Annotated in this window: 19 protein-coding genes and 1 pseudogene; 5 read left to right on the forward strand and 15 right to left on the reverse strand. The window is 48.6% G+C overall.

The features are described 5' to 3' along the window. Positions 1-10: 10 nt before the first annotated feature. From K0T92_RS04230 to K0T92_RS04240, 3 genes are all read right to left on the reverse strand, one after another. Positions 11-721: an SDR family oxidoreductase gene (locus K0T92_RS04230; RefSeq protein WP_219871119.1), complete on the reverse strand. Its 711-nt coding sequence runs from the start codon at positions 719-721 to the stop codon at positions 11-13. 66 nt (positions 722-787) lie between these two features. Then, entirely contained in the window at positions 788-1,369 is a 582-nt protein-coding gene (locus K0T92_RS04235) for a TetR/AcrR family transcriptional regulator (protein WP_219871120.1), read from the reverse strand. Between the two features lie 97 nt (positions 1,370-1,466). Next, positions 1,467-2,054 (reverse strand): TetR/AcrR family transcriptional regulator, encoded by a 588-nt coding sequence (locus K0T92_RS04240; protein WP_219871121.1) that lies wholly within the window; start codon positions 2,052-2,054, stop codon positions 1,467-1,469. Between the two features lie 251 nt (positions 2,055-2,305). On the opposite strand from K0T92_RS04240, the gene K0T92_RS04245 reads away from it, so the two are divergent. Then, the gene (locus K0T92_RS04245; RefSeq protein ID WP_246627890.1) at positions 2,306-3,484 is read left to right on the forward strand and encodes an MFS transporter; all 1,179 of its coding nucleotides are present in this window, start codon (positions 2,306-2,308) and stop codon (positions 3,482-3,484) included. Positions 3,485-3,851: 367 nt separating this feature from the next. Beyond that, on the forward strand, positions 3,852-7,289 hold the full coding sequence (locus K0T92_RS04250) for an nSTAND3 domain-containing NTPase (RefSeq protein WP_219871123.1): 3,438 nt from the start codon (positions 3,852-3,854) through the stop codon (positions 7,287-7,289). 240 nt (positions 7,290-7,529) lie between these two features. Here K0T92_RS04250 and K0T92_RS04255 read toward each other — a convergent pair whose 3' ends face one another. The 7 genes from K0T92_RS04255 to K0T92_RS04285 all read right to left on the reverse strand — a co-directional run bounded on the left by K0T92_RS04255 (position 7,530) and on the right by K0T92_RS04285 (position 16,845). Continuing rightward, positions 7,530-9,782 carry an FAD-dependent oxidoreductase gene (locus K0T92_RS04255; RefSeq protein ID WP_219871124.1) on the reverse strand — a complete coding sequence of 751 codons (2,253 nt, stop codon included), beginning with the start codon at positions 9,780-9,782 and terminating at the stop codon, positions 7,530-7,532. A 5-nt stretch (positions 9,783-9,787) separates the two neighbouring features. Beyond that, a complete protein-coding gene (locus K0T92_RS04260; RefSeq protein WP_219871125.1) occupies positions 9,788-10,633 on the reverse strand; it encodes a carbohydrate ABC transporter permease in 846 nt (281 codons plus the stop codon). A gap of 24 nt (positions 10,634-10,657) precedes the next feature. Continuing rightward, the gene (locus K0T92_RS04265) at positions 10,658-11,539 is read right to left on the reverse strand and encodes a carbohydrate ABC transporter permease (RefSeq protein WP_219871126.1); all 882 of its coding nucleotides are present in this window, start codon (positions 11,537-11,539) and stop codon (positions 10,658-10,660) included. A 151-nt stretch (positions 11,540-11,690) separates the two neighbouring features. Then, positions 11,691-12,725 (reverse strand): GDSL-type esterase/lipase family protein, encoded by a 1,035-nt coding sequence (locus tag K0T92_RS04270; RefSeq protein ID WP_219871127.1) that lies wholly within the window; start codon positions 12,723-12,725, stop codon positions 11,691-11,693. 77 nt (positions 12,726-12,802) lie between these two features. Beyond that, a complete protein-coding gene (locus K0T92_RS04275) occupies positions 12,803-14,131 on the reverse strand; it encodes an ABC transporter substrate-binding protein (protein ID WP_219871128.1) in 1,329 nt (442 codons plus the stop codon). A 153-nt stretch (positions 14,132-14,284) separates the two neighbouring features. Further along, on the reverse strand, positions 14,285-15,034 hold the full coding sequence (locus K0T92_RS04280; protein ID WP_219871129.1) for a response regulator: 750 nt from the start codon (positions 15,032-15,034) through the stop codon (positions 14,285-14,287). A gap of 29 nt (positions 15,035-15,063) precedes the next feature. Next, a complete protein-coding gene (locus tag K0T92_RS04285) occupies positions 15,064-16,845 on the reverse strand; it encodes a sensor histidine kinase (protein ID WP_219871130.1) in 1,782 nt (593 codons plus the stop codon). 381 nt (positions 16,846-17,226) lie between these two features. On the opposite strand from K0T92_RS04285, the gene K0T92_RS04290 reads away from it, so the two are divergent. After that, positions 17,227-17,766 carry a hypothetical protein gene (locus tag K0T92_RS04290; protein ID WP_219871131.1) on the forward strand — a complete coding sequence of 180 codons (540 nt, stop codon included), beginning with the start codon at positions 17,227-17,229 and terminating at the stop codon, positions 17,764-17,766. 566 nt (positions 17,767-18,332) lie between these two features. Here K0T92_RS04290 and K0T92_RS04295 read toward each other — a convergent pair. The 3 genes from K0T92_RS04295 to K0T92_RS04305 are packed head-to-tail and all read right to left on the reverse strand — an operon-like array spanning position 18,333 to position 22,481. Then, positions 18,333-20,399: a LuxR family transcriptional regulator gene (locus K0T92_RS04295; protein ID WP_219871132.1), complete on the reverse strand. Its 2,067-nt coding sequence runs from the start codon at positions 20,397-20,399 to the stop codon at positions 18,333-18,335. A gap of 56 nt (positions 20,400-20,455) precedes the next feature. Continuing rightward, positions 20,456-21,793, reverse strand: a complete 1,338-nt coding sequence (locus tag K0T92_RS04300; RefSeq protein WP_219871133.1) for a sensor histidine kinase — start codon at positions 21,791-21,793, stop codon at positions 20,456-20,458. 1 nt (position 21,794) lies between these two features. After that, positions 21,795-22,481: a response regulator transcription factor gene (locus K0T92_RS04305; RefSeq protein WP_219871134.1), complete on the reverse strand. Its 687-nt coding sequence runs from the start codon at positions 22,479-22,481 to the stop codon at positions 21,795-21,797. A gap of 255 nt (positions 22,482-22,736) precedes the next feature. Between K0T92_RS04305 and K0T92_RS04310 the strand changes: the two genes are divergently transcribed. Together K0T92_RS04310 and K0T92_RS04315 are read left to right on the forward strand one after the other, a co-directional pair. Continuing rightward, positions 22,737-23,372, forward strand: coding sequence for a DUF2306 domain-containing protein (locus tag K0T92_RS04310; RefSeq protein WP_219871214.1), 636 nt, complete (start codon positions 22,737-22,739; stop codon positions 23,370-23,372). Positions 23,373-23,476: 104 nt separating this feature from the next. Then, a pseudogene (locus K0T92_RS04315) lies at positions 23,477-24,335 on the forward strand (Rpn family recombination-promoting nuclease/putative transposase). A 104-nt stretch (positions 24,336-24,439) separates the two neighbouring features. On the opposite strand, the gene K0T92_RS04320 reads toward K0T92_RS04315, so the two are convergent. Continuing rightward, positions 24,440-24,910, reverse strand: coding sequence for a hypothetical protein (locus K0T92_RS04320; RefSeq protein ID WP_219871135.1), 471 nt, complete (start codon positions 24,908-24,910; stop codon positions 24,440-24,442). Further along, positions 24,907-26,088 (reverse strand): ArnT family glycosyltransferase, encoded by a 1,182-nt coding sequence (locus tag K0T92_RS04325; protein WP_219871136.1) that lies wholly within the window; start codon positions 26,086-26,088, stop codon positions 24,907-24,909. Before K0T92_RS04325 ends, K0T92_RS04320 begins: the two co-directional genes overlap by 4 nt. Positions 26,089-26,458 lie beyond the last annotated feature (370 nt).

Here is a 26,458-nt window from a genome sequence, read left to right on the forward strand (position 1 = left end):
CCAATAGTTATTACCAGGGCAGATTCGCCGATTTATGAAAAAATCCACCCGTAGGCCCGTCACCAGGAAGTGTCGCTAAAGAAACAGCTGTTGCGGCCCCTTCATCAATTTCCATGACGGCATTCTCTCCGCCCATATCGGTCTTGACCCAGCCAGGATGGCAAGCATTCACCTTCACGTTCGTCCCCTTGAGCTGAATGGATAGCTGGGCTGTCCATGCATTTAGCGCAGCCTTCGATGCCGTGTATGCCGGAACAGCAGCACTTGCATACATTTCATCCTCAAGTATCGTCGCTATTGAGCCCAGTATGCTCGATTGATTCACAATCCGCCCTGCCGGACTTGCGCTCAATAGATGGAGAACTGCTCCTGTCAGCGCGTGTGCACCGAACAAATTAACTTCAAAGCTCCTTCGCATCACATCCGTGTTATTGCCCTCATGATCCAGATAGGTCCCCGCATTGTTAACGAGAATATCCAGCTTCCCATATTCCGCTTCGATCTTTGCGGCTGCCGACCGGATATGCTCACTATTGGTCACATCCAGCTCAATCGGGTATGCTTGAATATCCTCTGCCTGCAACTGAGCTGCTGCAGCCTCCGCCTTCGCCAAGCTGCGGGCTCCAAGAAGCACAATGATGCCCTGCCGTCCCAGCTGCCGTCCAATCTCCAGGCCAATTCCCTTGTTTGCTCCTGTGATCAATGCGATTGTCTTCTCCATATCGATGATTCCCCCTCTAATTATTATATTACATACCAATCAGTACGAAATGATCAAAAAAAAAGCTCATTCGAGCAAAGTCAGTATTTCCGTTACCGCATTCTCAACCAATGAACGGTCGGGCCTGGCCTTCATCGTTACCGAGAGCCCTATAGCCGAAATGATCAATGCACGCGCGACCGCAGCGGGATTCAACGCACTTGATAGCTCTCCTGTACGAATACCATCCTCAATCGTCCCCTGCAACAATTCGGTAAGCTTCAGCTGGTAGTCTCTGGTGAATTGGGCAAAGATCACATCATGCGGCGCCAGTTCAACCATCGTGTTCACACACAAGCAACCCAGATCAGGATTGCTCCCGCCCGCCCCTTCAATAATCCCTTGAAAATAAACGCGCATCGCTTCTCTAACCGAAGCCGCACTGCGAATTCTTCTCTCAATAAAGGCAAGGCTCATCCCCGCATAGGAGCCCAGTACTGCTTCAAACAGCTCCTTCTTTCCCCCGAATGCCGCATATAGACTCGGACGTTGAATGCCCATTCGTGAGGTGAGGTCGCTAATGGAGCTGGCTTCATAGCCCTTCTCCCAGAATACTTGCATGGCTGCAGCCAATGCTTGTTGTTCATCAAATTCCCGCGGTCTTGCCATAGCTATGCTCTCTCTTTCTGTACCAATCGGTATGTAATGATCTTATAGCATTTTATGTTAATTCGTCAAGTTGTTTTCTGCGGAGAGCTGAACCTGCTTAGGGAGCGGGATTGAAGCGAATCCCTTCCATTGCGTTCCTTACCAGCTGCTGAACATAGGCATCGTCCAATACTTCGCCGGTTATAAGCAGCCGATAGAAGATCGGACCATAAATAAGATCAATGCTTAATTCGACATCGAGATCATTCTTCAATTCCCCGCGCTGAATGCCACGTTCCATAAGAAGCCTGGCCTCCAGCCGTCGCGGATGAAAATATCGGGTACGATACGCCTCCGCCAATCCCGAATCAAACTGGCCTTCGCCGATTAACTCCGTAATAATGACACCCTCGCGGCTTGTCAGGAACCGGGCTAAATTCGTCGCATGAATCAGAATATCATCTATTGCTGAGCCCGTTTCAGGCACAGGCAATCTTTCCAAAGTGGCAGACATGAAGCTATCCATCACCACGGCAGCCTTGTTCGGCCACCACTTATAAATCGTAGCTTTGCTGACCTTGGCACGATCAGCGATTTTTTCTACTGTGACCGCTCCAAAGCCTTGCTCCAGCAATAAGTCATAGGAAGCGGAAAGGATAGCCTTTTGCGTCTCCATATTGCGCGGTCTCCCTCTTTTGCCCTGCATACTGGTCCTCCCCTTCGAATCCATATCACCCGTAAAATATAAACGATACGTTCAGTATACTCAATCCTTCATAAAAAGAAAATGAAAACGACTATTTACAAAACCATACGTTCAGTATATGATTTGATTATTATTTAGTAAACTGTACGTTCAGTATTTAATTGTGTGCGGCCGCACACTCAGAAACAATTAGGAGGAGGATTATTATGCAAAGGGAACAAAACATGACAGCGGTGGCTGACCAAGGCCATATGCAGCCAAGCACCGCGTACCGCGCTTCAAGCTGGATGATCGTTCTGCTCGCAGCGGCATGCGGCCTTATCGTTGCCAATCTTTATTATGCGCAAACTTTGGTGGGGCCGATCAGTGCCGCTATAGGCCTTTCGTCGACAGCAGCAGGATTAATTGTCACGTTAACCCAAGTCGGTTATGTTGTGGGACTGCTGTTTATCGTGCCGCTCAGCGACATGATGGAGAATCGGCGGCTCACGGTCTTATCGCTGTTCGTTGCCGTCGTGGCCTTGCTTGCAGCTGCATTCGCTCCCAATCCAGTGTGGTTCCTGACCGCTTCTCTGTTTATTGGCATTGGATCGGTAGTAGCCCAAATATTGGTGCCTTATGCGACCTATCTGGCGTCTGAAGAGCAGCGCGGCGCGGTCGTCGGAAAAGTAATGAGCGGACTGCTGCTCGGCATTATGTTCGCGCGGCCAGTGGCGAGCCTTATAACCAGCATCTGGGGCTGGCAAGCCGTATTTATTTTGTCGGCGATTATGATCGCACTATTGACGGTGCTGCTCTCCCGGCTTCTTCCCGAGCGCAGGCCTGTCCCAGCTGCAACCTATAGCAAGTTAATTGTCTCCCTAGGCACTCTATTGAAGCAAACGCCTGCACTGCGCCGCCGCGCCCTGTACCAGGCCTGTTTATTTGGAGCCTTCAGCCTCTTCTGGACTGTCGTTCCTTTGCGATTAGCGGAGGATTTTGGAATGTCGCAGCAGGGCATCGCATGGTTTGCGCTAGTTGGTGTGGGCGGCGCCGCAGCAGCGCCGATAGCCGGCAGACTGGCGGACAAAGGCTGGAGCAGATTGCTAACAGGGCTGGCCATGATCGTTGCCGCCTTATCCTTTTTGCTGATCTTCTTTGTTCAGAGCCATTCAACTATCGCTCTCATCCTCCTCTTTATTTCCGCGATAACACTTGATATGGCCGTATCAGGCAATCTTGTGCTTGGGCAGCGTGCTATTTATGCATTGGGAAGTGAGGCAAGAGGCCGTTTGAACGGGCTTTTCATGTCTATTTTTTTCATTGGCGGAGCCATTGGCTCATCTCTGGGAAGCTGGTCTTACACCCATGGGGGCTGGAGTTTCACCGCTCTTATTGGAGCGGCTCTGCCTCTCTTGGCTTACCTTTACTTTTTGACCGAGAAAAAATGAATGAAACGGCTGTGGATTCACTTCCTCTCCTCGTTCATGGCACGCTGTTCTTGCTCGGTATCACGAGAATTTCACCGTGAAGCGGTGTATGTCTGACAACGTTATCCCATAAATTATTCATTGAGGCAGTCCGATCATTGCGATTATGCGGAGTGCCTCTTTTCTGTCATGAGTAGTAGCGTTACTTGTTTGTATATCACATTATCCAATTTAGTCGATGCATTTTCTGCTGCAAAATTAATCTATACTTACTTTTTAGAGTAGGAAATCTTAATTATGGAAGGATATGATAAAAAAACTTATACTATTGAAATAAGTTATTCGTGCGCTACATGCGCCGCTACACTGTATTTCAGGAGGATATAACATGCCCAATTATGATTTTCATACATTGCTAGAACCGCTAGAATTTGAAGGATTGGTTTGCGATGTTGTCCAACAAAGAGAAGGTATTTTTCTAGAAACTTACAGAGAAGGTCCTGATTCAGGTATAGACGGCTTGTATAGGGATAGAAATAATAAAAAAACGATAGTTCAAGCAAAACGCTATAAAGATTTCAATAGGCTTTATCGTGACTTGAAACATTTTGAATTACCCAAGGTGCGTAAATTAAATCCTTACCGATATATCTTGGGTGTTTCTATTGACTTTAGGCCAGGTCAGAAAGAGAAAATTAAGGAATTGTTCAGTGAGTACATTTCAAGCGAAAGCGATATTTTAAGTAATACAAATATGAACCGCCTACTGAAAGAGCCGAAATACGAATGGATAATTCAGGCGTATCCTAAACTTTGGATGCCTAACATTAATATATTCAAGAAAATATTAAATGAATCTATACACCGGGCAGCCTATAAAGAGTCGGCAGAGGAACTTAAAGAAGCGCTCAAAACGTCTAAAGTTTTTGTCCCAACCAGAATTTATCGCGAGGCGTTACATAAGTGGTCACAAAACCATGTGATTATTCTTTCCGGAGAACCTGGTGTAGGTAAAACATCAATGGCTTATCTTTTAGCCTTAGCATATCTGCAACCCAATAGTTTGGATGGATTTGTATGGGCTAATTCAATTAATGATGTGTTTGACATGATTGATGATGAAAAGAAACAAGTTATCATTTTGGATGATTTTTGGGGTAGCATCTTTCATGAGGAATATATGCGTAGAAATAACGAGAATCGATTGAATAAAATTATTAGACGTATTATTGAGTCCGATGGGAAGAAGCGCTTAATATTGACAACACGAGAGTACGTTTTGCAACAAGGTTTACAAAAACATCCTGAACTACGAGACACGTTAGACCAATACTCAATAATCTGTACAATGGAAGAGTATGGATACGACGAAAAGGCCAGCATTCTGTTTCGTCATCTCTACGCATCCAAGCTTAAATATGAATTTGTAAACCACTTATTTATGGAATACAAGAAAATTATATATAACGAGAATTATAATCCCCGCGTGCTGGCGATCTTTCTGAATAAAGAACCAGACAGTGATTGTTCACCTGAAGATTATTACGAAGAATTATGTGACTATTTCGATAACCCTGGTGCATTTTGGGAGTATATCTTTAAAGAACTCTCTCCAGAGGCAAAGATGGTCGCTCTGCTTCTTTTAATCTCATCAACTCCTATGCGTTTGACGGATATGAAATCTTGCTATATAAAATATATTCAAAATTCCACCAATCAAACAAAGGTAATGAATTTAGGTGAGTGCATTGCCGAACTTGAGAAAACGATGATCAAGTCGTTCTATAGCGATGAAGAGGAAGAAATCCTTTTAAAGTTCAATATGCCGGCAGTACAGGATTTTCTTTATTCGTATATAACAAAAAACAGCGAACAGTGTATTCCCTCGATTTTACAATGTTGTGCTTTCTATAATCAGCTTCAATTTCTACTTGAGTATCAATCAAAGAACTGTAGTGAAAAAATCCTAAAATTAATAGAGCAGGAATGTATCTTGCATTATCACGATTACAACTATTGCTATGTGGAATACGACGGAAGTTGGAATTGGGATATGGATTTGGATTTAGATCTTTTCAATCAAAATGAAGAACTACATAGGTTCTTTCACCTACTCCGTTGCTGTAAACCCGAAAAGCATATTGAGCTTTATCATTTCTTAGAAAGTGAAATAAACGACTATTGCTTAACTATGGGAAGTGGGGATTTAGAGGCACAATACGCAGATCTGCATAATTTACCGGGAATAATAGTCAATTGCATAGAAAAAGGGATGACTTTCAATGGTAAAGACATCATAGATAAATATTGTGAAGCGGCATTCAGTGTACATCACTATTCAGCAATAAAAGAATTTCAAAAAGTGTTTCCGAAAGAGTACAGTATATCTTATTCCGCTTATTTTCACAAAATTAAAAAAAGGCTGAAGAGCAGTATACTTTCTGAACTAGAGCTGCTTGATGAATTGTGCATGGATGTTGAGCTAGACGTATTGATTGATAGCATTCCAGATATTCTCAAGGAATTCGATTTGCGGTATACCAAACAGTTTGGGCAGAAAATAATTTCATTGTGCGGAAGAGAACCGATTGCTATGACTGGAAATAAGGATTCGTTGAAAAAACCATCTCATGAGTATATTGATCGGGAACAGCAAGCTCACGAGGTCGTAAAAGAAGATGCTGAAAATTGGCTTTTGGGGCCTACAGAGGAATATTTAGATGAAGACCAGATTATTGAATTTATTTCGAAAAGCACCCTGAATCCAGCATTGAAAACAAAAATGAATCAAGTGCTCAATACTGGAGCACCCCAACATATTTTCAATCTCTTACAAACGAAAAAATCCATTGAGCTATTTTTTGCCGCGTTATCTCCTTCCATGCATATTTATCATGAACAAGAGAGCTCACTAAGTATGATCATGCTATCACATATTGGTCAGGATAATCGAGAGCTGATGAAAAAACTTATTAATTTTTGTGCAGAAACATTCAATATAATTATGTATCAGCAAGAACCCATTCTACGTGTAAACGAATTTTTATCTAGTGATATTTACAACCATTATTTAAAAAATGATGCTCCGCTTCATGTAGTTGTCTTTGAACACTTAATCATACGAGATGAACAATGGGTACGTTTTCTTCATTTACCACTGTTTATTTTTTGTTATGTTTTTGTTTGGTCTATTACAAATAATGATGATGAGTTGGAAGGGGGAGAAGAAAACTACCATAGCCTCTGGGGTAATAATTCTTTTAAATATAAACGAATAACGATATTTGATTCCAGACCTGAGGTTAACATATATTATGCGGAATATGGTTCTTACCATTTTACGTGCTATGAATGGGAGAGATGTATTTATAAAATGTTTGAAGAACTTACTCCCTTTCATTTTAATAAATCTTACGTAGAACCTATGTTAAAAACCTACTTAGACAAATTAGGGAATGGAGACGATGATAGCAAAGTCTTAAATCATTTATCGCTCTGCAGAATTGAAATTAAATACAGTAAATCCGGGGCTAATCATTCATCTAGTTGTCTTATTAGTGATGAGCTAAGTTTGATTGAGCATTTGGAAATTGCAGAAGTTCTAGATGCATACCCAAGACTAATAACGAAAAGCAAATTAAAGCAGCTTCAAAAAGACGAAATAATCTGCGAAAAAGACAGTGATACATGGAACATACTAATATATAAAATAGAGGATATCGAGTTGCTAAAGGAACTCGGTATTTACGATGAATTATTAGAATTCGTAAAGAAAGTAGAACGTATATACACAAGGTTTATGAATGGTGATTATTCACAAATATAAAGAGAGATTGTCGATTCCTGATAACCGATGGATTTCAGGGACTGCCAATAAAATTGTATAACTTCGAATAGACGGAATCACTGTGAGAGGGGAAGCGCGCCGTTCATAGAGGAACGGCAAAAGTATCTGCATGATGAGGCCTCCATGATCGAATTGGCTGCGAAAATTCTTGCTCCTTCGTCAAAGCAGTAAAAGCGCCGCAGGGGCGCTTTTACTGCTTTGTCATGGTCCCTTCCAAGCCTATTCCCCGTAGACTCGCACTTCCACCAGCTCCGCGCAGGCCGAGCCGTTTGTCGCTTCGACCGTGATGCGCAGCGCGTCGGTTGCGACAGGCCGCTCCAGCCTGATCCGGTTCGTCCGGCGCCGATTGTCGCGGATCGCAACCACCGTCTTCCACTCCCCGCTTATTCTTGCTTCCAATCGATAATGCTTCGCCAGCTCGGGAATGATCTCGAATGAGGTGCGATGATGGTGAAGATTGATCAAATCCTCGTTGACGTCGTCATTCCAGGTAATGATGATCTCTTCCGCAGCGATGGCATGCTCCCAGCTCAGCTCCAGCCACTGCTCGCCTCCCGCTTCAAGCTCGTCCGACACCCACACATTCGGGCCGCCGTAAGGCCGCTTATACCCGTCAACAGCCTTTCGCGGCGAATAGGCTTCCGTAGCGGATAATGACCGGAAGCAGAACGGGCGACGGACAAGCTTCTTCATGCTCCAGTCTACGATCGGCTGGGTCGGATCGTGATCCTCCAGCTCCGCTGTCGCATGGGGAGCCGCTCCGCGTTCAAACGCCAGCACGCCAGTGAACGGCTCGGCAGATTGATGCAGCGCGATCTTCCCGTTGCTCCGAATAACGACAAAGGCGTTCTGCGGGTGGTCTGGCTCCCACTCCAACTGAAATGGAATCCACTGGCTCTGCCCTATAGCAACAATAGCTGAAGCTGTTGAAATGAGCCGATGCGGCACATAGTTCTCGGGAAGGCCCGTATCCCACAGCTCCACGGTCAGCGTCGTATCCTCCGCAGCGTCCGCAAGCAGCTCCAATCCGTGCAGCTTCGGATCAACCGGGAGCAGAATACCAACGTCATGCAGGAGCGTGTATCGCCCCTCGCCCGTTTCTACAGCGATTCTCCTCCTCGCAGACGATGCGCGAACCTTCGCCCGGCGCGCCAGATCGGCGGCGTCGCGATTCGCAAGGCCGATTACGGAAGCGTCCTGCTTCAGCAGTGTTTGCTGGAACACTTCCAGCTCCCTTGCATACAGACCGCGCGGCGAAACGCCCAGCTCCAGACATAAAGCGGCCGCTGTACCTGCCGCTTCGCCCATCACGGCGCAGGTCGCCATGACTCGTGTCGTCCCGAACGCAACATGGGACGCGCTGACGTTGCGCCCGGCGAACAGCAGATTGCTCACGTTCACGGAATAGAGCGAGCGGTAAGGGATATGGTAGATGCCGTCCGCGTGCATATGCTTCGAGCCGCTCTCGGCGGCATACATGCCCTGCGGCGGATGAAGATCAATCGACCAGCCGCCGAAGGCGATCCGGTCCTCGAACTGGCGCTGACCGATGATGTCGTTCTGGTTCAGCACATAGTCGCCGATGAAGCGCCGATATTCCCGCTTGCCCGGAATAGAGCCGACCCACTCCAGCGTCATATTGCCTGCATCGAACTGCCCGGAATTTTTGATGTAATCCCAAATGCCGTAAATTACCGACCACAGCTCGTCGCGGATGCGCTCATTGTCATGCACCGTATCGAGCTCTCCGCCCCACTCGATCCACCAATAATGGCAGCCGGAGTCGCCGCTGCGGATAACCCGCTTCAGCGGAATCGGCGTCTGCGCAATATCCTTGGCGAAGCTGGGAGGGACAAATTTGACCGGATGGCCTGCGTCCTTCGTATAGAAAAGCAGCGTGCTGCCGAGCGTAATGTCGTCCGCCGTCTCCGGCGCCCATGCCTCGCCGTATTCATCCTTCGCTTCCCGGCCAAGCCGGTACCGCGCTCCTGCGAGAAAGCCAATCAATCCGTCGCCCGTACAATCGAGGAAATACGGGCTTTTATAGCGAATTTGCCGCTCCGAGCCCATCATCCAGCCCGTAACCGAGCTGATGATCCGTTGTTCCTCGTCTCCGTCGGCCTCCACCTCATGCACATCGGTATTCAGAAACAGCCGAATATTCGATTCCGCCCGCACCGTCTCCAGAATGACCAAATCCCACAGGTACGGATTGCCCTCCGGATTGCGGTATTGGTTTTCCACAAACAGCTCGCCTATAATCCCCGTCTCCCGGGCATACCGGTTCGTCCCGTGAGCGGTCGCCCCGCATACCCACACCCTTACTTCGCTGCTGGAGTTTCCCCCAAGCACAGGCCGATTATGGACAAGCGAGACTGTTTTCCCCAGCCTCGCAGCCGCTACCGCTGCGCAAACACCAGCCAACCCGCCCCCGACGATTGTGATGTCCGACTGAATGGTTTCTTGACGCATATTTATCACCCTTTGACCGCTGAATTGGTTAAGCCTTGAATAATGTAACGCTGACCGATCGCGAAGACGATAATCATCGGCAATATGCCTGCGGATGCAGCCGCCATCATTCCGTTGTAGTCAACCGTGTTCTCAAGAATAAAATTTTGCAGCCCGAGCGGTACCGTATACAAATGCTCGTCGATCAGAAACACAAGCGCGTTCTCGTAATCGTTCCACTGCCAGGAGAAGTCAATAATGGCAAGCGTCGCAAGAGCGGGCTTCGCAAGCGGCAGGATGAGCTGGAAAAAAATCCGGAAATGCCCCGCGCCGTCGATAAACGCCGATTCAGTAATATCCTTAGGAATGGACAGGAAGAACTGACGAAGCATAAACACCCCGAATATCGTGAACAGCCCCGGCAAAATAAGCGCCAAATGCGTGTTGTAGATGCCCGCCCAATCAAACATCAGAAACTTCGGAACAAACAGCACCTGCGGCGGGATCATCATCATCGACAAGTACAGCATAAACAGAGCATTCCGTCCCTTAAACTGGATACGGGCGAAGCCATATGCGGCGAAGGCTGACAGAAACGTTGCTCCGACCATCCCGATAAGCGAAATTTTGAGCGAGTTCCAGTAGTAGGTCGCGAAGTTTTTCGGGCCTGTCCATATCTTGATGTGATGCTCCCAGGTGAGATTCTCCGGAATCCAGCGAATTGGATATTCGAACACTTGTGCCGGCGTTTTCAGGGACGTGCTGATCATCCACAAGAAAGGGATAACCATCACGACCGCCAGCAGCAGCATGACGACTGTAATGATGAACCTCTTCAATACGTCAGCCGATTGGGCTCGTTTCGTATTCATCGTTGATGTCATCCTCTCTTCGTCTTAGTAGTGAACCCACCGTTTCTGACCGATCCATTGCACCAAAGTAATGAGCAATATAACGATAAACAGCGCCCAGGAAATCGTCGATGCATAGCCCATGTCATAATATCGGAACGCATTCTGGTAGACGTAGAGCGACAGAATCGTGGTGCTGTTGCCCGGTCCGCCTTGCGTAATGGCTTGGATGATACCGAAGGTTTTGATCGTCATGATCAGACCTGTAATGAGCAGCAGGAAGGTCGTCGGGCTGACGAGCGGCCAAATGATCCGCCGCAGAATCTGTCCCCGCTTCGCCCCGTCCATCTTCGCCGCTTCCAGCAGCTCGGGCGACACCTCCTGCAGTGCAGCCATATAGATGATCATGTTGTAGCCGAGCAGGAACCAGATCCAGATGATGTCGATGGCAAACATTGAGGATGTTGTGGTCGAGAGCCAGCCGGGCGGATTATCGAAGCCGATGCTGCGGAGCAAGCCGTTGATCGGCCCCTGCTTCGGATGGAACAGCAGCATCCAGACGAAAGCCACGGCGACACCGCTCGTAATATAAGGCATAAAATAAAGCCCGCGAAGCAGCTTCTTCAAATAAATCCGCTGGTTCAGCACGACCGCGACCACAAAACCGAGTCCGATGGAAAACGGAACCGCCAGCAGAAAAAGGACCGTGTTTTTCAGCGAGAGGTAGAACATCGGGTCATGCAGCAGCCGGACGATATTGTCCAGACCGACAAATTCGACGTTCGGATTCATGAACTTGTAATTCGTGAACATCAATCCGAACGAATACACGGCCGGAATCAGGAAAAATAGCAATACGCCGAGCATGCTGGGCCCGATAAAGATGTAGCCGAGCAGCTGCTGTCTTCTCATCCAGTTGTTATTCATGCGTCTGATCCTCGTTTCTTCATGGAATACATCCAGTTTATCAACCGGCTCCACGATCGGTAATGAACAAAATTACCGGATTCATCTCACGATTTCACGCAAAAAAACCGCCCCATAGGGCGGTTTCCCACATCGCTCGCATGAAATCGTTCTATCCTTGCGCGCCTGGCAGCAGAGGCCGCATCCGCTGGGCAAGCCGCTCCCCGATACGGATCATGCCGCTGTTGCCGGGATGCAGCAAATCATGGGACAAGCCGCGCCAATCATCCAGCAGCTCCCGTCCGTCCACATAGCTGACATTCCCAAGACCCGTCCCCTCCGCTATTCCCTTCAGCGCTTCCCTGTACTCCGAGCTGGAAGCTTGGACATTGCGCCCCGGCCACGTCCACCCAAAGTCCGCAAAGCTTGGGAACAAGCCGATGCATACAAGCGGCTTCGCCGGATGGACGAAGGCGATCCTTCGTACCATCATTCCCGCCTTCTCCTCAAACTCCTCCACACTTACGCCTCCATTCAGCATATTGACGGACACGCATAGGGACGCAATATCCCAATCGTTCCTGCCTGCAATATGCTCTGTTATTGCGGGCTCGCAATAAGCGGAGCCCGGCATGCCGAGATTGACTGCATCGAGTCCCAGCCGCCAGGCCGCTTGTCCGACATAGGACAGATCGGGCGTCGCAGCCGAAAGGCCAAAGGTGATCGACGTGCCATAGGCCAAATAAGTCAGCGCGGGCTTCTCATACGCTTCGGGCGGCCGCAAGCCAGCGCCTGTGATGTCCAGCAGATGGACCTCGAAGCCATGCACCACAAGCCGCCAGATCGCGCCGAACGACGGCCTTGGAACTTGCCCTTGCCACGGCGGGTCGAACTGAAAGCCCGGCACCGGCTGCTTGATCACAATCGTTGTCGGCTCCGCTCCCACCTCGCTCTCCTCTATCCAATAATCGCCGTAATACAGCTGCACCCTGCTGCTGCCGCCGTAGCTGGCAATCGTGACAGCCGCCTCCCCCGACTCCGCCGCGAACCGGATCTCGATAGAGGCCGCCCTGCGAATTTGCTCGCTCCCGAGCTCAAGCAGGCCCGAACGCACCGATTCGGGCACGCGCTGCATCAGCTTGCCGGGCCGCCCCCCCACCTCCACCAATTCCTCCACGTTATGGAGCTCGACTTGACCATATAACATGACAACATCCCTCCTGTTCCCAGAAAAAAGGGAATTACCGCTGTTGACGGCAATTCCCTCCTTAGCGGGCCATCGCCCTATTTGTTTTGCTTCAAATACTCGTTATGCCTTGTCACCATGGCGGCAATCGTGTCATCTGCAGACTGCGAGCCAAGAAAATACTTTTCATATTCCTGAGCGCGGACGTCCATAACCTCTTGCGCCAAGCTCCTGACGTAGGTCGGCGTCTTGTTTTCGAACATGACGTACATCAGAGAATCGAGATCGTACGTGCTGCTTTTATCGCCAAGCAGGCTATCCAGCGCCGTTTTCTGATCGGCGTCTTTGGATGCCGGGAGCCTTCCGCCCGCAGCCATCGGGGCCATGCCTCCATCTGCATACCATTTCAGAAACTCCCATGCCGCCGCCTGATTTTTGGACTTGGCGTTAATCGAGATATAATCGCCAAGACCGCCGCGCGTCACGTAATCGTCTGCGCTGTCCACCAGTCTAGGCACTGGCGCAAACGCAATTTTGAAATCGCGCGGGAAGTCCGTAAAGTTATTCGAGCTGCGAAGCAGCCATGCGCCGATATTGAGCATCGGTACTTTCCCGCTCAAAAACTCTTGCTCGACCGGCATCTTCGACGTCAGCTGCTCACCGAGCGGAGGCGTCGTTTGGTCTTCTTTCATCATCGTATTCAACGTTTCCAGCCATTTCTTCACGAGCGGATGATTCAGATTAGAGTTGCCGTCCGCTTTTGTATAGCCCTCCTGCGACAGCACTGAATCGATCGGATCAACAAACGGCTCGGTGTGCTGGATGAAGCCGTAGCCGTCACCGGATTTCAGCTTTTTCGCATATTCGCGCAGCTCGTCCCAGGTCCAGTCCGTCGGCACCTTCAAACCCGCTGCGTCAAGCGCATCCTTGTTAAGCGCTACGAAAAACGGGCTCTTGGTCGTTGGAATTCCGTAATATTTGCCGTCAATCTGCCAGCTCTTGGCGTCGGCGCCCATTTTCTCATCGATATTATAGTCAGTGAATGTGCTCAAATCTGCTGCCAGGCCGGATTCCATCCGCTTCCCCGCTTGCGAAATCGTATAGTTGACGAAGAGGTCGACATTCTGTCCCGTCATCATCGCCGTATCCAGCTTCAGATTGCCTTCATCATCATTGACGAAACGCACGTATTCCACTTGGATTTCGGGATGCTCCTTGTTCCAGGCATCGATGACTCCCTGCGGCCCCGATTCAGGCGGCACGCCTCCCCACATTTTCAGCTTGATCGGGTCCCCTGTGCCGGCGGACGGAGTCTGCTCTCCCGGCTTCGATGCATTGCCGTTGTTGCCGTTGCCCGTACACCCTGCCAATATCCCCATAAGAAGAACGAGCGAAACCATGCTGGTGAATAATCTTTTTCTTCTCACAATCGACGACCTCCTTGAATGTCTTGAATTCGTGCTGCACCTCAAGGATAACAAGACAGCGGCGGGCTGTAGAAGTAACAAAATTACGTTTTGCATGGAACATAAATATGCAATTTGCAAGCGCTTTCCCGTTTCATTCTGGACCAAATCGTTCTATTTGGCATTGCGGTATTGGCTCGGCGTCGTTCCCGTTATCCGCTTGAATATTTTGATGAAATAGTTGTCATTCATAAACCCGACGTTTTGGCCGATCTGATTAACGGGCAAATCGCTCGTCAGCAGCAGCTCAATCGCCTTCTCGATGCGAATGCGGTGCAAATAATGGATCAGCGTCTCCCCGGTTTTCTTCTTGAACAAAGCGCTGACGTAATTTTCACCCATCATGACATGCCGCGATAAGGACGCAAGCGTGATTTCTTCATCGTAATGTTCATCGATATATAGGATGATCTTCTTCACTTCGGGATGCGTGATTCGCTCTGCGGTCTCTTCGGCCGCTGACATGGCCGCAGGCTTGGAAGTGGACGAGGACAGCTCTGCGCTAATCTTGGCCAGCGTCTCCCGCAGATCCTTGACGCTCATCGACAGCTTCAAAATATAGTTGGATGCGCCAAACTCCATCGCCTTCCTCATCGATTCGAAGTCGCCCATGCAGGTCAGCATAACAAACTTGGAGGCGATTCCGGCCCGCCTCGTTTCCTTCAGAAGCTCAAGCCCGTCCATCTTAGGCATGACAATATCGCATAATACGAGGTCGGGCTGTTGCTTGCGGATCATCTCCAGCGCCTCTTCCCCGTTGCTCGCTTCGCCAGTCAGCGTGAAGCCCATGTCCTCCCATTGAATAATTTCCTTCACCGATTCGCGGACAAAAGTTTCGTCTTCGACAAGCAGGACCTTCCACATGAAACATCCCCCTCTTCTGTAACTGGATGTTATCGGTCGTTATTGGCGTATGGCTCGGACAACAGAAATGGCAAGGTCATGCGGCATAACGTCCCCTGTTCGAGCGGTATCGTTTCCAGAGCCGCGTTATCCTTAAACAACAGGTGCAGCCTTTCGCGCACATTGGCAAGCCCGATGCCCGGACGCTTGCGGCCCGCCTCCTGGTTCAGCCTTGACTGCTCCAGGCCGATGCCGTTATCCTCAACCTCCAGCACAAGCTGCGCTGAGTTCTTGTCGGCAAGCCCCATCCGGATATAAATCCGCCCCCCGCTGTCCAGATGCGAAATGCCATGGCGGATGGCGTTGTCCACAAGCGGCTGCAGGCTCAGCTTCGGTACCAGCGCATACTGAATATCCTCCTCGTAGCTGAACTCCACCTCGAAGCTATTGCTGTATCTGACCTGCTGGATATAAATAAACGCTTTCGTCAGCTCGATTTCATCCTTCAGATGAATGAGATCGACGTCGGAATTGAGGCTTGTCTCCAGCAGTTTGCCGAGCGACAGACATATTTCCACAATATCCTCGTTTTTGCTGCGCATTCCAATCCACTTCATCGTGTTCAGCGTATTAAGCAGAAAATGCGGATTGACTTGAGCGAGCAGCATCTGGAAGTGAACGGCATCCCTCTGCCTTTCTTCTGCTTTGAGCCGGTGAACGAGTCCGTTCATATCGACCATCATCGCATTAAAGGTTCTCGTCAGCTCCAGAACTTCACCCTTGTAATTTTTCTCCGGCAAGCGGATTCTGAGATCCTTGCGCACCGCGTCCTTCATCTTGGCCTGCATATGGGAGAGCGGTCTGGTGAACGTATATGCAATCATAAATGCGACAGCAATAAAAGCGGCCGTAATGACGTAAAATGTTACAAAATATTGCTGCTTCAAGCTCTCGATTTCCTTAAACAGGACATCCAGCGGAATTTGATTCACGATGTACCAGTCCAATGACGGCAAATAGCTGTAGTTGACGAGCGTGTTATTGCCGTTATCGGTCCAGTAACCGTTAGCCGGAGAAGTCTTCACCTCGCCGATGACCTCCTGTGACAAACTCGCTTCCAGAGCGGATTTGGCAATGACTTCTCCTTTTCTCGACAGAATAAAATAGGTCTGATCGCTTGCCGGCTTCTGCAGGACGGATTGGAACCAGAAAGAAAAGTCGATGCTGACTCTCGCCCAGCCATAGGTCCGGGTCCGGTTATCTTTAAGTTCCGAATAGAGGGACAATAGCGTCGGACTTTTGGAAATATCGCTCGACACATAATTGTTGTCATCGGTGACCCAGAAATAAGAAGCGCCGCTTTCTCTCATCTCGGCGAACGACGGAGTCGATGATATTTGATCATAATCGAGTGTGTACCTGGGCTGGTAAGAGGCATAGACATGCCCTTGATCGTCGAGCAGCGTAAAATACACGGAAGGGTTATATAGGAAAAAGCTGTTGTTCAGCCCTTTGAACTTGTTTTCCATCTCTGCTTTATTATCCAGCACGGATCGCTTGTCCGGATTCCGGAGAATATCGCGTACGTCAGCGTCCTGCTCCAGAAAAATAAGCGTTTTAAACGCGATGCTGAGCTGATCCTCCAGCGTGCGATGCAAATTGTCGAGCTGCTCATGGCTTTGCTCGCTAATTTTATTTTGCACAAGTGTCTCGATTCTCTGGTAGTTGTAAATGTTCAATATGCTGAAAGGCAGTAAAATGACGAGGACAAACACAGCAAACAGCCGGTATTTGAGTTTATGGGGAACGAAGAAAGCTAGCCAGCCCCGCATCAGCATTCTCCCCTTTGCGTATGGTGCCCTCATTATATCATCATTTCCAATAGGGAACGGAATCGAGGGCAAAATGCATCATTTTGTGATGTTTGGGCGGGAGCGGTTCATCAAATCGTTCTATTGACGGCGCGCTTTACCGGACACCGAAGAAGCATTGGCATGAGGCCATCCATATACCCGATACTATCCTTTATGTATACCTTCGTATAATATTCATTCCCTTTATCCTGTTATATATTTACTAATGTGTTCAGCAACTTTAAGAAAGCAGGAGGTCATTTCGCATGAATTAACGTGATGTCGTGATGTCTGTCGATACGCGCTGTTTGTAAACTGCAAGGTCAATAAAATGAAGAAAACATATCTAGGAGGATTATAATGATTACAACTAAATTCAAATCTTTAATGGCAATGATAACTTTATCCTGCATGGCACTGCTCGTTCTATTCCCGGTCTCGACAATCAACGCATTTACAGGTGAAGGGCCGCTGGTGCAGCAATCATCGTGGCAAAGCTCTGACGGCGGACGCAACATGTATACGAATGTAACGCTGCAGCGCTCAGGACCGCTTGCTGGACAGATGGATGTGATGACCCGCACGAAAAACAACGTACTGATGACTGGCTTTACGGGCGGTGTATTCATCCTGCTGCATAATCAGCACGGCGCCGTAATCGGCGTAACCAACATGCAGAAGTTCGGCGTTGACGGCAAGTGGATCGGCCGTTATGACCGTACGGACTACTGGAACTGGTCATTCAACCCGACCGTTGCTGCAGCTACAGCATCGATGAGCATCGTCCAACAGCATGCAGCCAAAGATTTCAGCGATCAATTGGCCTACTGGCAGCGCGTTGTGTGCAGCAATCTGGATCGGTTAGGCTTGCCTAAACCACCATACGGCTGCCCGGGCTAACCCCATCGTTACCCGCTGCTTGTTAACTCATAAAAGGGGCTGTCCGAAAAGTCCAATAGCATGCACTGAGTTAGTCTAAAATGATGTAAAAAGATGCCTCCAAAACCACTAAAAAAGCTAAAAAGTGGGACTGGAAGCATCTTTTTATTGTATATCTCTTTAGTGTATTTGGGGGACTGCCCCTTCCCCAACTGTTATGAAGGCAGTGTGACGAAGAGGAAGCCTGCGAATGTGCATGAATTTCGGTTACAAGTCGCCTTTATGGTAAAATTCCTGCGATCGTGCATGAATTTGAGGAAAAATCGGCCGTTAAGGGGAAGCGAGGGCGAAATTCCTGCGCTCTGGCAGGCATTTCACCTTCATGGGGTCAGAAATGCGAAAAAAACTGCCGTTTCGCATGTTTCGTCTAGCCCACATCTCGCTTGTCTCGGTGTTCGAATGATGGAATCGTCCTCTGGCGAGGAGTACGCGGGCAGTCCCATGATCGCAGGCATTCCACATCGTTCAACTTCTTAAAGCAGGAGCTGAGCTTTCCAAAAAGGACTTTCCGGACAGCCCCTTCAGGTTTATAGCGAGGGCTCCAGCAGTTTCTTCAGCAATTGGGTCCGATTGCTTGCGTTCAGCTTGCCTAGCATCGAGGTCATATGCTTCTTCACTGTAATTTCGCTCACATACAAAGCAGCAGCGATCTCGGCATTGGTGAGCCCTTTCTCCAGAAGCTTGGCCACATCCTTCTCCCGGGGCGTCAGCTCGGGATGCGCAAGAATCGGATCGACATTCGGCATAACAGCATGACGGGCAGGCTCTTCTGCTTCTTTAGCCGACAGAAGCTTGCGTCCAAGCTCCGTCTGGTTAAGTATGTGATGAATATAATGAATGAATTGCTCGCCTTTCCAATTGAATACGAACGTCGGAGTCGGCGTGACGCCGTCATAGCCGTAATGAACAGCGTTCTGAACCCGTTCGAAGCCCAGGCTTTCATGCGCCATGATGAAGTATGGAAGCGGGGCAGGCGACTCTACAATCAGTTCACCCGTCAGCATCATCGCATACAGCAAATGGCCGGTTGCCGCCTGCTGCATCGGATTGCCGAAGTCAAGCGTATCGATCGTTTCGATAAACCAGCCTGAACGCATCGTCTCCGGCACCGCCATCGCTTTCGTTTGTTCGGGTGCAAGGCCGTTGAAAAAAGGCGCCGAGCGCATGCTTTGCTGCAAATAAGGCAGCGTTCTCCGATTAATCGGGATAATGACCGCCAGGCCGATCATAGCGCCTGATGGATCCTTCATTGTCCAGAAGACGTCGCTGTCGAGCGCCATTAAGGCGTCCAGATTCAAGTTCCGCAGCGTATAGCCGCTCTCCTCCGCCGTGATGCTAATGTCGAAGCATCGGTTCGTATGCGGATCGTTCAACTCCACCTTGATATCTTTTGCCTCGCTGTGCCGTCTCTGCATGTAGGCCTCAATCTCGCTCTTATCGGCTGTGCCCACGTGATTGAAGCGGCTAGGGGACATGTCAAACCAATGGATGAACGCGCGAAGGGCAGCATCTCCGATCACATACAGCAATTCGGTCGCTTCTTGCTCTACCGCAAGCGGATTTGTAGCATGATGGAGCTTGTCATAGTAATAATGCAGCACGCGAGTTCGCCTGTCCTCGAACAGATCAGGGGATCTCGACAACAGCTCCCGGTTGATCAACTCCCGCATCAGAGCGTGAACCGTCCACCCATTGTCCACCTTCCGTATGAATGAACAACGGATCAGCTGGTGAAACTCGGACAAGGCAATATCGCGATCCATAACGAAAGAGAGACTTTCCTGATTGAAGAATCGGAGAAGAGCCGCCGTCTCAACCAGCGCACGCTGACTGTCATCAGGAACCTCGCGCAGCCATTGATTGACGATGTACGGTAAACTTCCATAGTCCTCAAGCGGCGTATCCGTTTCATTCATATCCAATTGTTGGCTAATATAAGTAACCAGCGACATCGTCAGGGGATGGCCCTTAGAGTGCCGCCATATTTGCTGTATCCGCTCGTTATCGTTAATAGAGCTGCAGCCTGCATATCGTTCCACCGATTGATAGTCAAGCTCAGCTAGCGGCATCCGATGAATAAACTGTCTCCAGACGGGAGAGACGAACCATGGCTCAGACAAAGGATGCCTGCCCGCAATAACAATAAGAATGCTCCGATGGAGCTGCTTTAGAAAATAGTCGCGGAGCCAGTGGTCCATAGCTGCCAGCTGTTCGTACACATCGATAAAAAGGACGGTTCGCTCCGGCATAGCCCCATTAAGCGTTCGAATGCACTGTTCCGCGATGTCAGCAGAAGCGGAACTTGCATTCGCGGCGGATCGATCAAGCACTTGCAGAATAGCTCTGCACAATGCTTCAGGAGTTTTAACCAAATGCTCGCAATCGATTGCGATGGGGCACGCACCGGCCATTCGCGCCTGCCGCTGAAACTCATCGAGCAGAAAGCTTTTGCCGATGCCTGCCGTACCGTATACATTAATGATTTTGTGGGAGAAGGATTCATCACCCAGTATTGCGGCAAAGGATTGAAGCTCATGGCCCCGCCCAACAAGCATCAGGCTCTCCAGTTGCTCCAATCTCTCGCTTTCCTTCATAAATTCAACTCCTTGAATTTGACTGTCTTCCTAATCATACTACATAAATTGTGGGTTCAACAGATAGCCAAAGGGAGCCACCCCGACAGCAGCGCTCCTTGCTCCGAATGGTTGGCTGCGATAAGCTCGCCTCCATGCCGCCTAATAATTCTCCGGGAAATGGTCAGGCCGAGGCCCGCTCCGCCTGTTGATCGATTTCTCGACACTTCTCCCCGATATAACGGTTCAAATACGCGTTGAAGCTCCTTTACGGTGAAACCCGGCCCCGTATCCATGACGGTGAAAACCGCTTTATGATCTTCCCTGCAGCATTGAACCTCTATCCTGCCATTGGGTGGTGTATGTCTCACGGCGTTATCCAACAAATTGTTCATAGCGCGCTCCAATAAGTGCGCATCGCCGGCAATTTCGAAATCTTCTGCAGCATGATTCATGATCAATGAAATCTGCTTTTTCCCGGCTAATGGTTTCAGGCTGTCAATCGCCTTCTGCAATATCGTTCTAAGGTTTATCGCGCTTGCGCTAAGCTCTGCTTCCAAATATTCAATCTTTGTAAAAGTGAACAGCTCCTCTACCAGAAGGTCCAGCTGCGCAGATTTTTCCTTGCAAACCGCCACATACTTGGCCAATTTCTCCGGTGATTGCGCTATTCCTTGCTCTATGCCGTCCAAATAACCTCGCAATGAAAATAATGGAGTCCTTAAATCATGCGCGACAGCAGCAATGACGAAGCGGCGTTCTTCCTCAAGCTCCGCTTGTTTCTGATGTGACAGTCGAAGTCCCTGCACCATCATGTTGAAACCGTCGCGCACTTCGGCAATCTCTGTAATTCTTGCCGAGGGCAGCTGGACATTCCAATCGCCCGCAGCAATTTGCCGAGCGGCAATGCTCATTGTGTCGAGCGGTTTAAGCATGTACCTTCGCATTCCGGCACCTGCAATAAATAAAGCGAGCAATAGTCCGGCAAACGCCGCAATCAATGAAACTGCATTTGAATTCGAATTCGGCATGTAAAGGACAACTCTTCCAAGCAGCCTGCCGTCCTCAATAATGGAGAACTGTTCTGACTTCGACCATGCTCGGCTGCGCTCTGGCTTGAATCGATATATCTCCTCATTCGAGGCGTCCATAATAGCCGCAGCCATGTTCGCTTCCCGCAATTGAATTTGCAATTGGTTCTGCCAATTCGGATCGGTCCAGCTGCCTGCGCCTGATTCAATCCGTTGAATCATCCCGGTCAGTTGCTGCTTCAGCTTTGTATCTTGCGGCTGATCCTCGCCAAGACTTAACGTATTAGTTTGCATAAAATGTGCGGCAACAAAAAATATCCACGGCAGCGAAAAGATGAACAATAAACCAAGCACCGTAAAGCGGCGAATGCGAAGCGTCCTCATATTATCCTCCCTCGAACCGATATCCGACGCCCCATACGTTAATCAACAATTTGGGGGCATTCGGGTCAGATTCGATTTTTTCGCGCAGCCGGCTAAGATGAACCCGGATCGTATGCTTATCGCCCACGCCGTCCCAAAACTTGTCTAGCAATTGATCGTAAGAAAAAACATGTCCCGGATGCTCGGCGAACAGCCGCAGCAGTTCAAATTCCTTTGGTGTGAGCGAGATCCGTTGTCCTTCTGCAAACACTTCGCGCGCAGATAAGTTTATTTGCAAGCCTCCATAATTCAGCATGTCTCTGCCCGTCTCCTGCTGAGAGCCGGTACGTCGCAATACAGCCTTCACTCTGGCGACAATCTCTCCAGGCGAAGCCGTCTTGACGATATAATCATCGCCGCCGAGCGTCAGTCCCCGAATCTTGTCTACATCGTCGCTTCGCGCACTCAGGAATAGAATAGGAACGCTGCTCTCCGCGCGAATTCGCCGACATAATTCAAAGCCGTTTATTCCCGGCATCATAATGTCAACAACCATGCAATGAATGGCACGCTGCTGGAAGACAGCAAGCGCTTCTGCGGCATCACGCGCGATTTCCACCTGGAAATTATCATTTTCCAGAAAATCCCTCAACAGTTCAACGATACTCTGGTCATCATCCACGACCAAAATCGTTTTTAATTCGTTCATGATTACCGCCACCTTTAAGCCTATCATTGTTCCTGCATGAATGATTCCAATATGATTACAGATTAAGCTTATCATTTTTCCTGAATAGAAAACGGAACTTTTCATTTTGTGATGAATTGTTTATTGTTTTGTGACTTTTTTACAGCCTCGTTCGAGATTTTTCATTGGTATGCTTTCATTGCAGTACCGAAGGGGTACCGTCATCTAACTGAACAGGAATGCGGGTTTCCTGACTATATGGAGGATTTGGATATGATGAAGAAACGCAATATTCCATACGGCGTTTTAGCCTGTATTTCGATTGTTTTTATCCTTTACGCCTTGGTCAACAATTATATTATTGATCCCGGAGCCGAGAAATTTCTAAGTCAAAAAACCGGACTGAGCCGTCAGTTGAAGCTGCCAATATGGTTAAACGTTATGTACATACATGTTGCATTTGCCTGCATCGCCATGGCGGCGGGGCTGCTCAACTTTTCTAAAGTTCTGTTTGAGAAAAGCCGCAAGTTCCATCGTATAAACGGCTATATTTATCTAATATCCGTCCTTGCTGTAGTGCTGACTTCCGGGTACATGGCCCCTTACGCAACAGGAGGGAAGATCAGCAGTATGGGGTTCAATGCGCTTAATATGATTTGGCTGTTTATAACCGTTACAGCGCTTGTCCAAATTAAAAAGAAGCGGGTATCCCGGCACCGGAGCTGGATGATGCGAAGTTACGCCTTTTGCTTCACGAACATGCTGATTCATCTCACAGCCTTTCTTTGTCATAACGGCTTCGGCTACGAATATGCAGTCAGCTACACAATCGGCATATACAGCTCCATTGCGCTGCTGCTCGTTATTCCCGAGGTCATTATTAGAATCAGGGAGCGTTGGAACATAAAGTGACATAGCACAACAATATAGGAATAAGCTTTTTCGGCTGAAGCTGCTGACCTACAAAGACGCACCCCATGCATGGTATAATAAGAAGAAATGGAGTTGATTGTCAGATGCCGGAATTGCTCGACCCTCGGAATGATTTCGTATTCAAACGAATCTTTGGGAGTGAGGAAAATAAAGATGTGCTGCTTGCTTTCCTGAATCGCACTTTGCCGAATCTGGCGAGCCGCCATTGACAGAAATTGTGCTGCTCAATCCGTACACTGAAAAAGATGCCCCTCTCGATAAACAGTCCATTTTTGACATATGGGCGAAGACATCCGAAGGCAAATTGATCAATATCGAGATGCAGCTTTTCAACAAATACGATATCGAGAAGCGTACGCTTTACTACTGGAGCAAACGATACTCCAGCCAGTTGCAGGAAGGGCAGACTTACAAAGAGCTTAAAAAATGCGTTACTATTAATATTTTGAATTACTCATTTATTCCGAATGAGCGTTATCACAACGTATTCCACCTAAGAGAAGACCATACGGGTATTGAACTGAGCGATGATATCGAAGTTCATTTTATCGAACTCTCCAAGCTGGATGATCAGTCTGTTCCGGTAGAAGGTGGTTTGATTAATTGGTTGCTGTTCCTGAAGGGGCCGACAAATCGAATTGGGAGGTGCTGAAGATGAATGAACCGACTTTGAAGAAAGCAATGGATACGCTGGAGTTTCTCAGCCAGGATCGGGAAGCCCGACGTTTATATGAGGAGCGGCAAAAGTATTTGCATGACGAAGCTTCAATGATTGAATGGGCTACGGAAAAAGGGCTGAAGAAGGGCCGGGCTGAAGGAGAACATGCAAAAGCTATAGCTATCGCCAAAAACATGCTCTCGATGGGAATTGAAGCTTCCGTTATCGCCAAAGCAAGTGGTCTGTCCGAATCCGAAGTCGAATCACTCAAGCCTATCCAATAACATTCAGCCGAACTACTGAACGCCGCGCCTGAACAAAAAAGCCGCCAACCCAATTAAAGCCCTTGTGTTTGGCGGCTTCCTCATACGCATCCATTTTAAGCTCCCTACTCGTATTTCTTCACATCGACCTGATGAACGGTAAAGCTGACGCCCGGCTGTTCAGCCGGATCGATACGGATCTGTTCGACATCTCCATCAATCATTACTTCCAAGGCAGAGTCGCTGTTAAACACTTTGCTTCGTTCTTCTGCAAAGCCCTCATTCTGCCCTCTCCAGAACACTTGAACCCGGTCGCTGCCGGTGACCATCTCCATATGAAGGTAGGTTTGCTTCGCATCCGCTAACGCAAAGAGGGGACTAAGCAGAATCGGATCATTGCTTGTTGATATCCATTCTCCATTCTTCTCAATGCCGGATGCCGCCCACTCATTCAAATTGGTATACACGTCATGTGTCAGTTCTACACTTCCGCTCTGCTTCCAGCGAAGCTCTTCCTTGTCCCGGTTTAACAGAAGACCTCCCATTACCATCAGCACGCATATCGTTGCAAGGACTAAACCAATTTTACGCATCATCGGGCGAACCTCTTCCTGACCAGATCATTAACAGAGGATAACATATAGACAAACATAACAATGACATAAGGCATGACCGGGAAAGCATATCTGGGTATGGACAGCATAACTTGATGCAGAATCGTATATGAAATCACCACAACTGCGATCCATTGCAGCGGGCTTCTGCGAATGACGCTAAGCCAAATGCCAATCCAACCGCCAATAACCAGAACGAGATGCAGCGGATTCCTAAGCTTCTCCAATAGATGGGCAATCTCGCCATTCTCAACCCACGGCAGCTTCCAGAATAAATTCATCTTTCCAAACACAAACCATTTGATAAATAGTACGTTGTCTATTTGCGCCGCAAACATCTCCCTGGCCTTGGCCGACCACAGCCGATTGCGTGCAAGCTCGTCCGCGTTCAACTTATAGATAGCATCAAATGTATCCAACACACCGATCAGGTAGGGATGCACGCCCCACAGAAGCGGGTTGCCTCCGGATGTCGTGAATAGAACAATTTCGCCATACAGCAAAAAGTTTCTGATCCACCATGGCAATACGATGACGAATGAGCTCAGACCTACATAGACAATCGCCTGATAGATTCGCTTCCTGGAGGGAATTATCAGGATAAAGTACACGATGATCGGAATGATAAGCGTAGCCAGCGTTGGTCTGAACATGACGCTCAATCCTAAACAAACTCCGCTTAATACATAATGATACCTGCGGCCGCTCTCAATACCCAGTAATAAAGTCCAGAAGAACAAGGCGGTCAGAAGCGTAAAGCTGACCTCCGTCAACAAGAGTCCATTGGCGTAGATAAAGCTTGGATATATCGCCATAATTGCCGCACACAACAAACAATAGCTTTCCTTCATAAATTTTCGAGAGATTTTATATACAACACCGATCGTGATCACACTAAATATGACTTGCAAGAGTTGAAACCAGATCAGATTCGTTCCGAATACAAGGTACACCAACGATAGCAGCACAGGAAACCCAGGCATAACAAAAGCATTCGGTGTCGTCTTCAAATATCCGAGCACACCGGTCTCCAGAAACTGCCTGGCCATCTTGTCATAGCCAAAGGCATCTCCCTCCAGCGGCGGAAATGTATTGGTAACGATATAGTAGACACGTAATGCCAGCGCTGCAGCAAGCACGATGTACATCCATTTATTCAATTCTCTAGTTTGCTGGGCATGTTCTTGCCTTGGGATTAGTTCGTTCATAACATCATTATAGCGTTAAGCCTATCCGTTAGAAAGCCTCTACTGAACCAAGCATTTCAAACGCCGAGAAATGCGTAATGCGAGTGGGAAGCATGCGAAACGGCCGTTTTTTTCTCATTTCTGACCCCATGAAGACGAAATGCCTGCCAGAGCGCAGGTATTTCATCTTCGTTTCCCCTTAACGGCCGATTTCCCCAGAAATTTTGCAAAGAGTTAGCTTACCTATAGAGAGCGGCAATTCGCTGTACACGGATTCTCGTAGAAGCAGTGGGCCACGACTTTTTATGAACAAAAGCGGGGTTTCTGAACGAGCGTTGTATGT

Source organism: Paenibacillus oenotherae, from assembly GCF_019443105.1.
GTDB classification, from domain to species: domain Bacteria; phylum Bacillota; class Bacilli; order Paenibacillales; family Paenibacillaceae; genus Paenibacillus_Z; species Paenibacillus_Z oenotherae.

Coding starts and splice junctions, on each gene's coding strand:
- K0T92_RS04245 (WP_246627890.1), top strand. CDS start 2,306: ATGCAGCCAAGCACCGCGTACCGCGCTTCAAGCTGGATGATCGTTCTG.
- K0T92_RS04285 (WP_219871130.1), bottom strand. CDS start 16,845: ATGCGGGGCTGGCTAGCTTTCTTCGTTCCCCATAAACTCAAATACCGG.
- K0T92_RS04260 (WP_219871125.1), bottom strand. CDS start 10,633: ATGAATACGAAACGAGCCCAATCGGCTGACGTATTGAAGAGGTTCATC.
- K0T92_RS04240 (WP_219871121.1), bottom strand. CDS start 2,054: ATGCAGGGCAAAAGAGGGAGACCGCGCAATATGGAGACGCAAAAGGCT.
- K0T92_RS04320 (WP_219871135.1), bottom strand. CDS start 24,910: ATGATGCGTAAAATTGGTTTAGTCCTTGCAACGATATGCGTGCTGATG.
- K0T92_RS04255 (WP_219871124.1), bottom strand. CDS start 9,782: ATGCGTCAAGAAACCATTCAGTCGGACATCACAATCGTCGGGGGCGGG.
- K0T92_RS04250 (WP_219871123.1), top strand. CDS start 3,852: ATGCCCAATTATGATTTTCATACATTGCTAGAACCGCTAGAATTTGAA.
- K0T92_RS04270 (WP_219871127.1), bottom strand. CDS start 12,725: ATGTTATATGGTCAAGTCGAGCTCCATAACGTGGAGGAATTGGTGGAG.
- K0T92_RS04230 (WP_219871119.1), bottom strand. CDS start 721: ATGGAGAAGACAATCGCATTGATCACAGGAGCAAACAAGGGAATTGGC.
- K0T92_RS04280 (WP_219871129.1), bottom strand. CDS start 15,034: ATGTGGAAGGTCCTGCTTGTCGAAGACGAAACTTTTGTCCGCGAATCG.
- K0T92_RS04290 (WP_219871131.1), top strand. CDS start 17,227: ATGATTACAACTAAATTCAAATCTTTAATGGCAATGATAACTTTATCC.
- K0T92_RS04300 (WP_219871133.1), bottom strand. CDS start 21,793: ATGAGGACGCTTCGCATTCGCCGCTTTACGGTGCTTGGTTTATTGTTC.
- K0T92_RS04265 (WP_219871126.1), bottom strand. CDS start 11,539: ATGAATAACAACTGGATGAGAAGACAGCAGCTGCTCGGCTACATCTTT.
- K0T92_RS04310 (WP_219871214.1), top strand. CDS start 22,737: ATGAAGAAACGCAATATTCCATACGGCGTTTTAGCCTGTATTTCGATT.
- K0T92_RS04305 (WP_219871134.1), bottom strand. CDS start 22,481: ATGAACGAATTAAAAACGATTTTGGTCGTGGATGATGACCAGAGTATC.
- K0T92_RS04235 (WP_219871120.1), bottom strand. CDS start 1,369: ATGGCAAGACCGCGGGAATTTGATGAACAACAAGCATTGGCTGCAGCC.
- K0T92_RS04295 (WP_219871132.1), bottom strand. CDS start 20,399: ATGAAGGAAAGCGAGAGATTGGAGCAACTGGAGAGCCTGATGCTTGTT.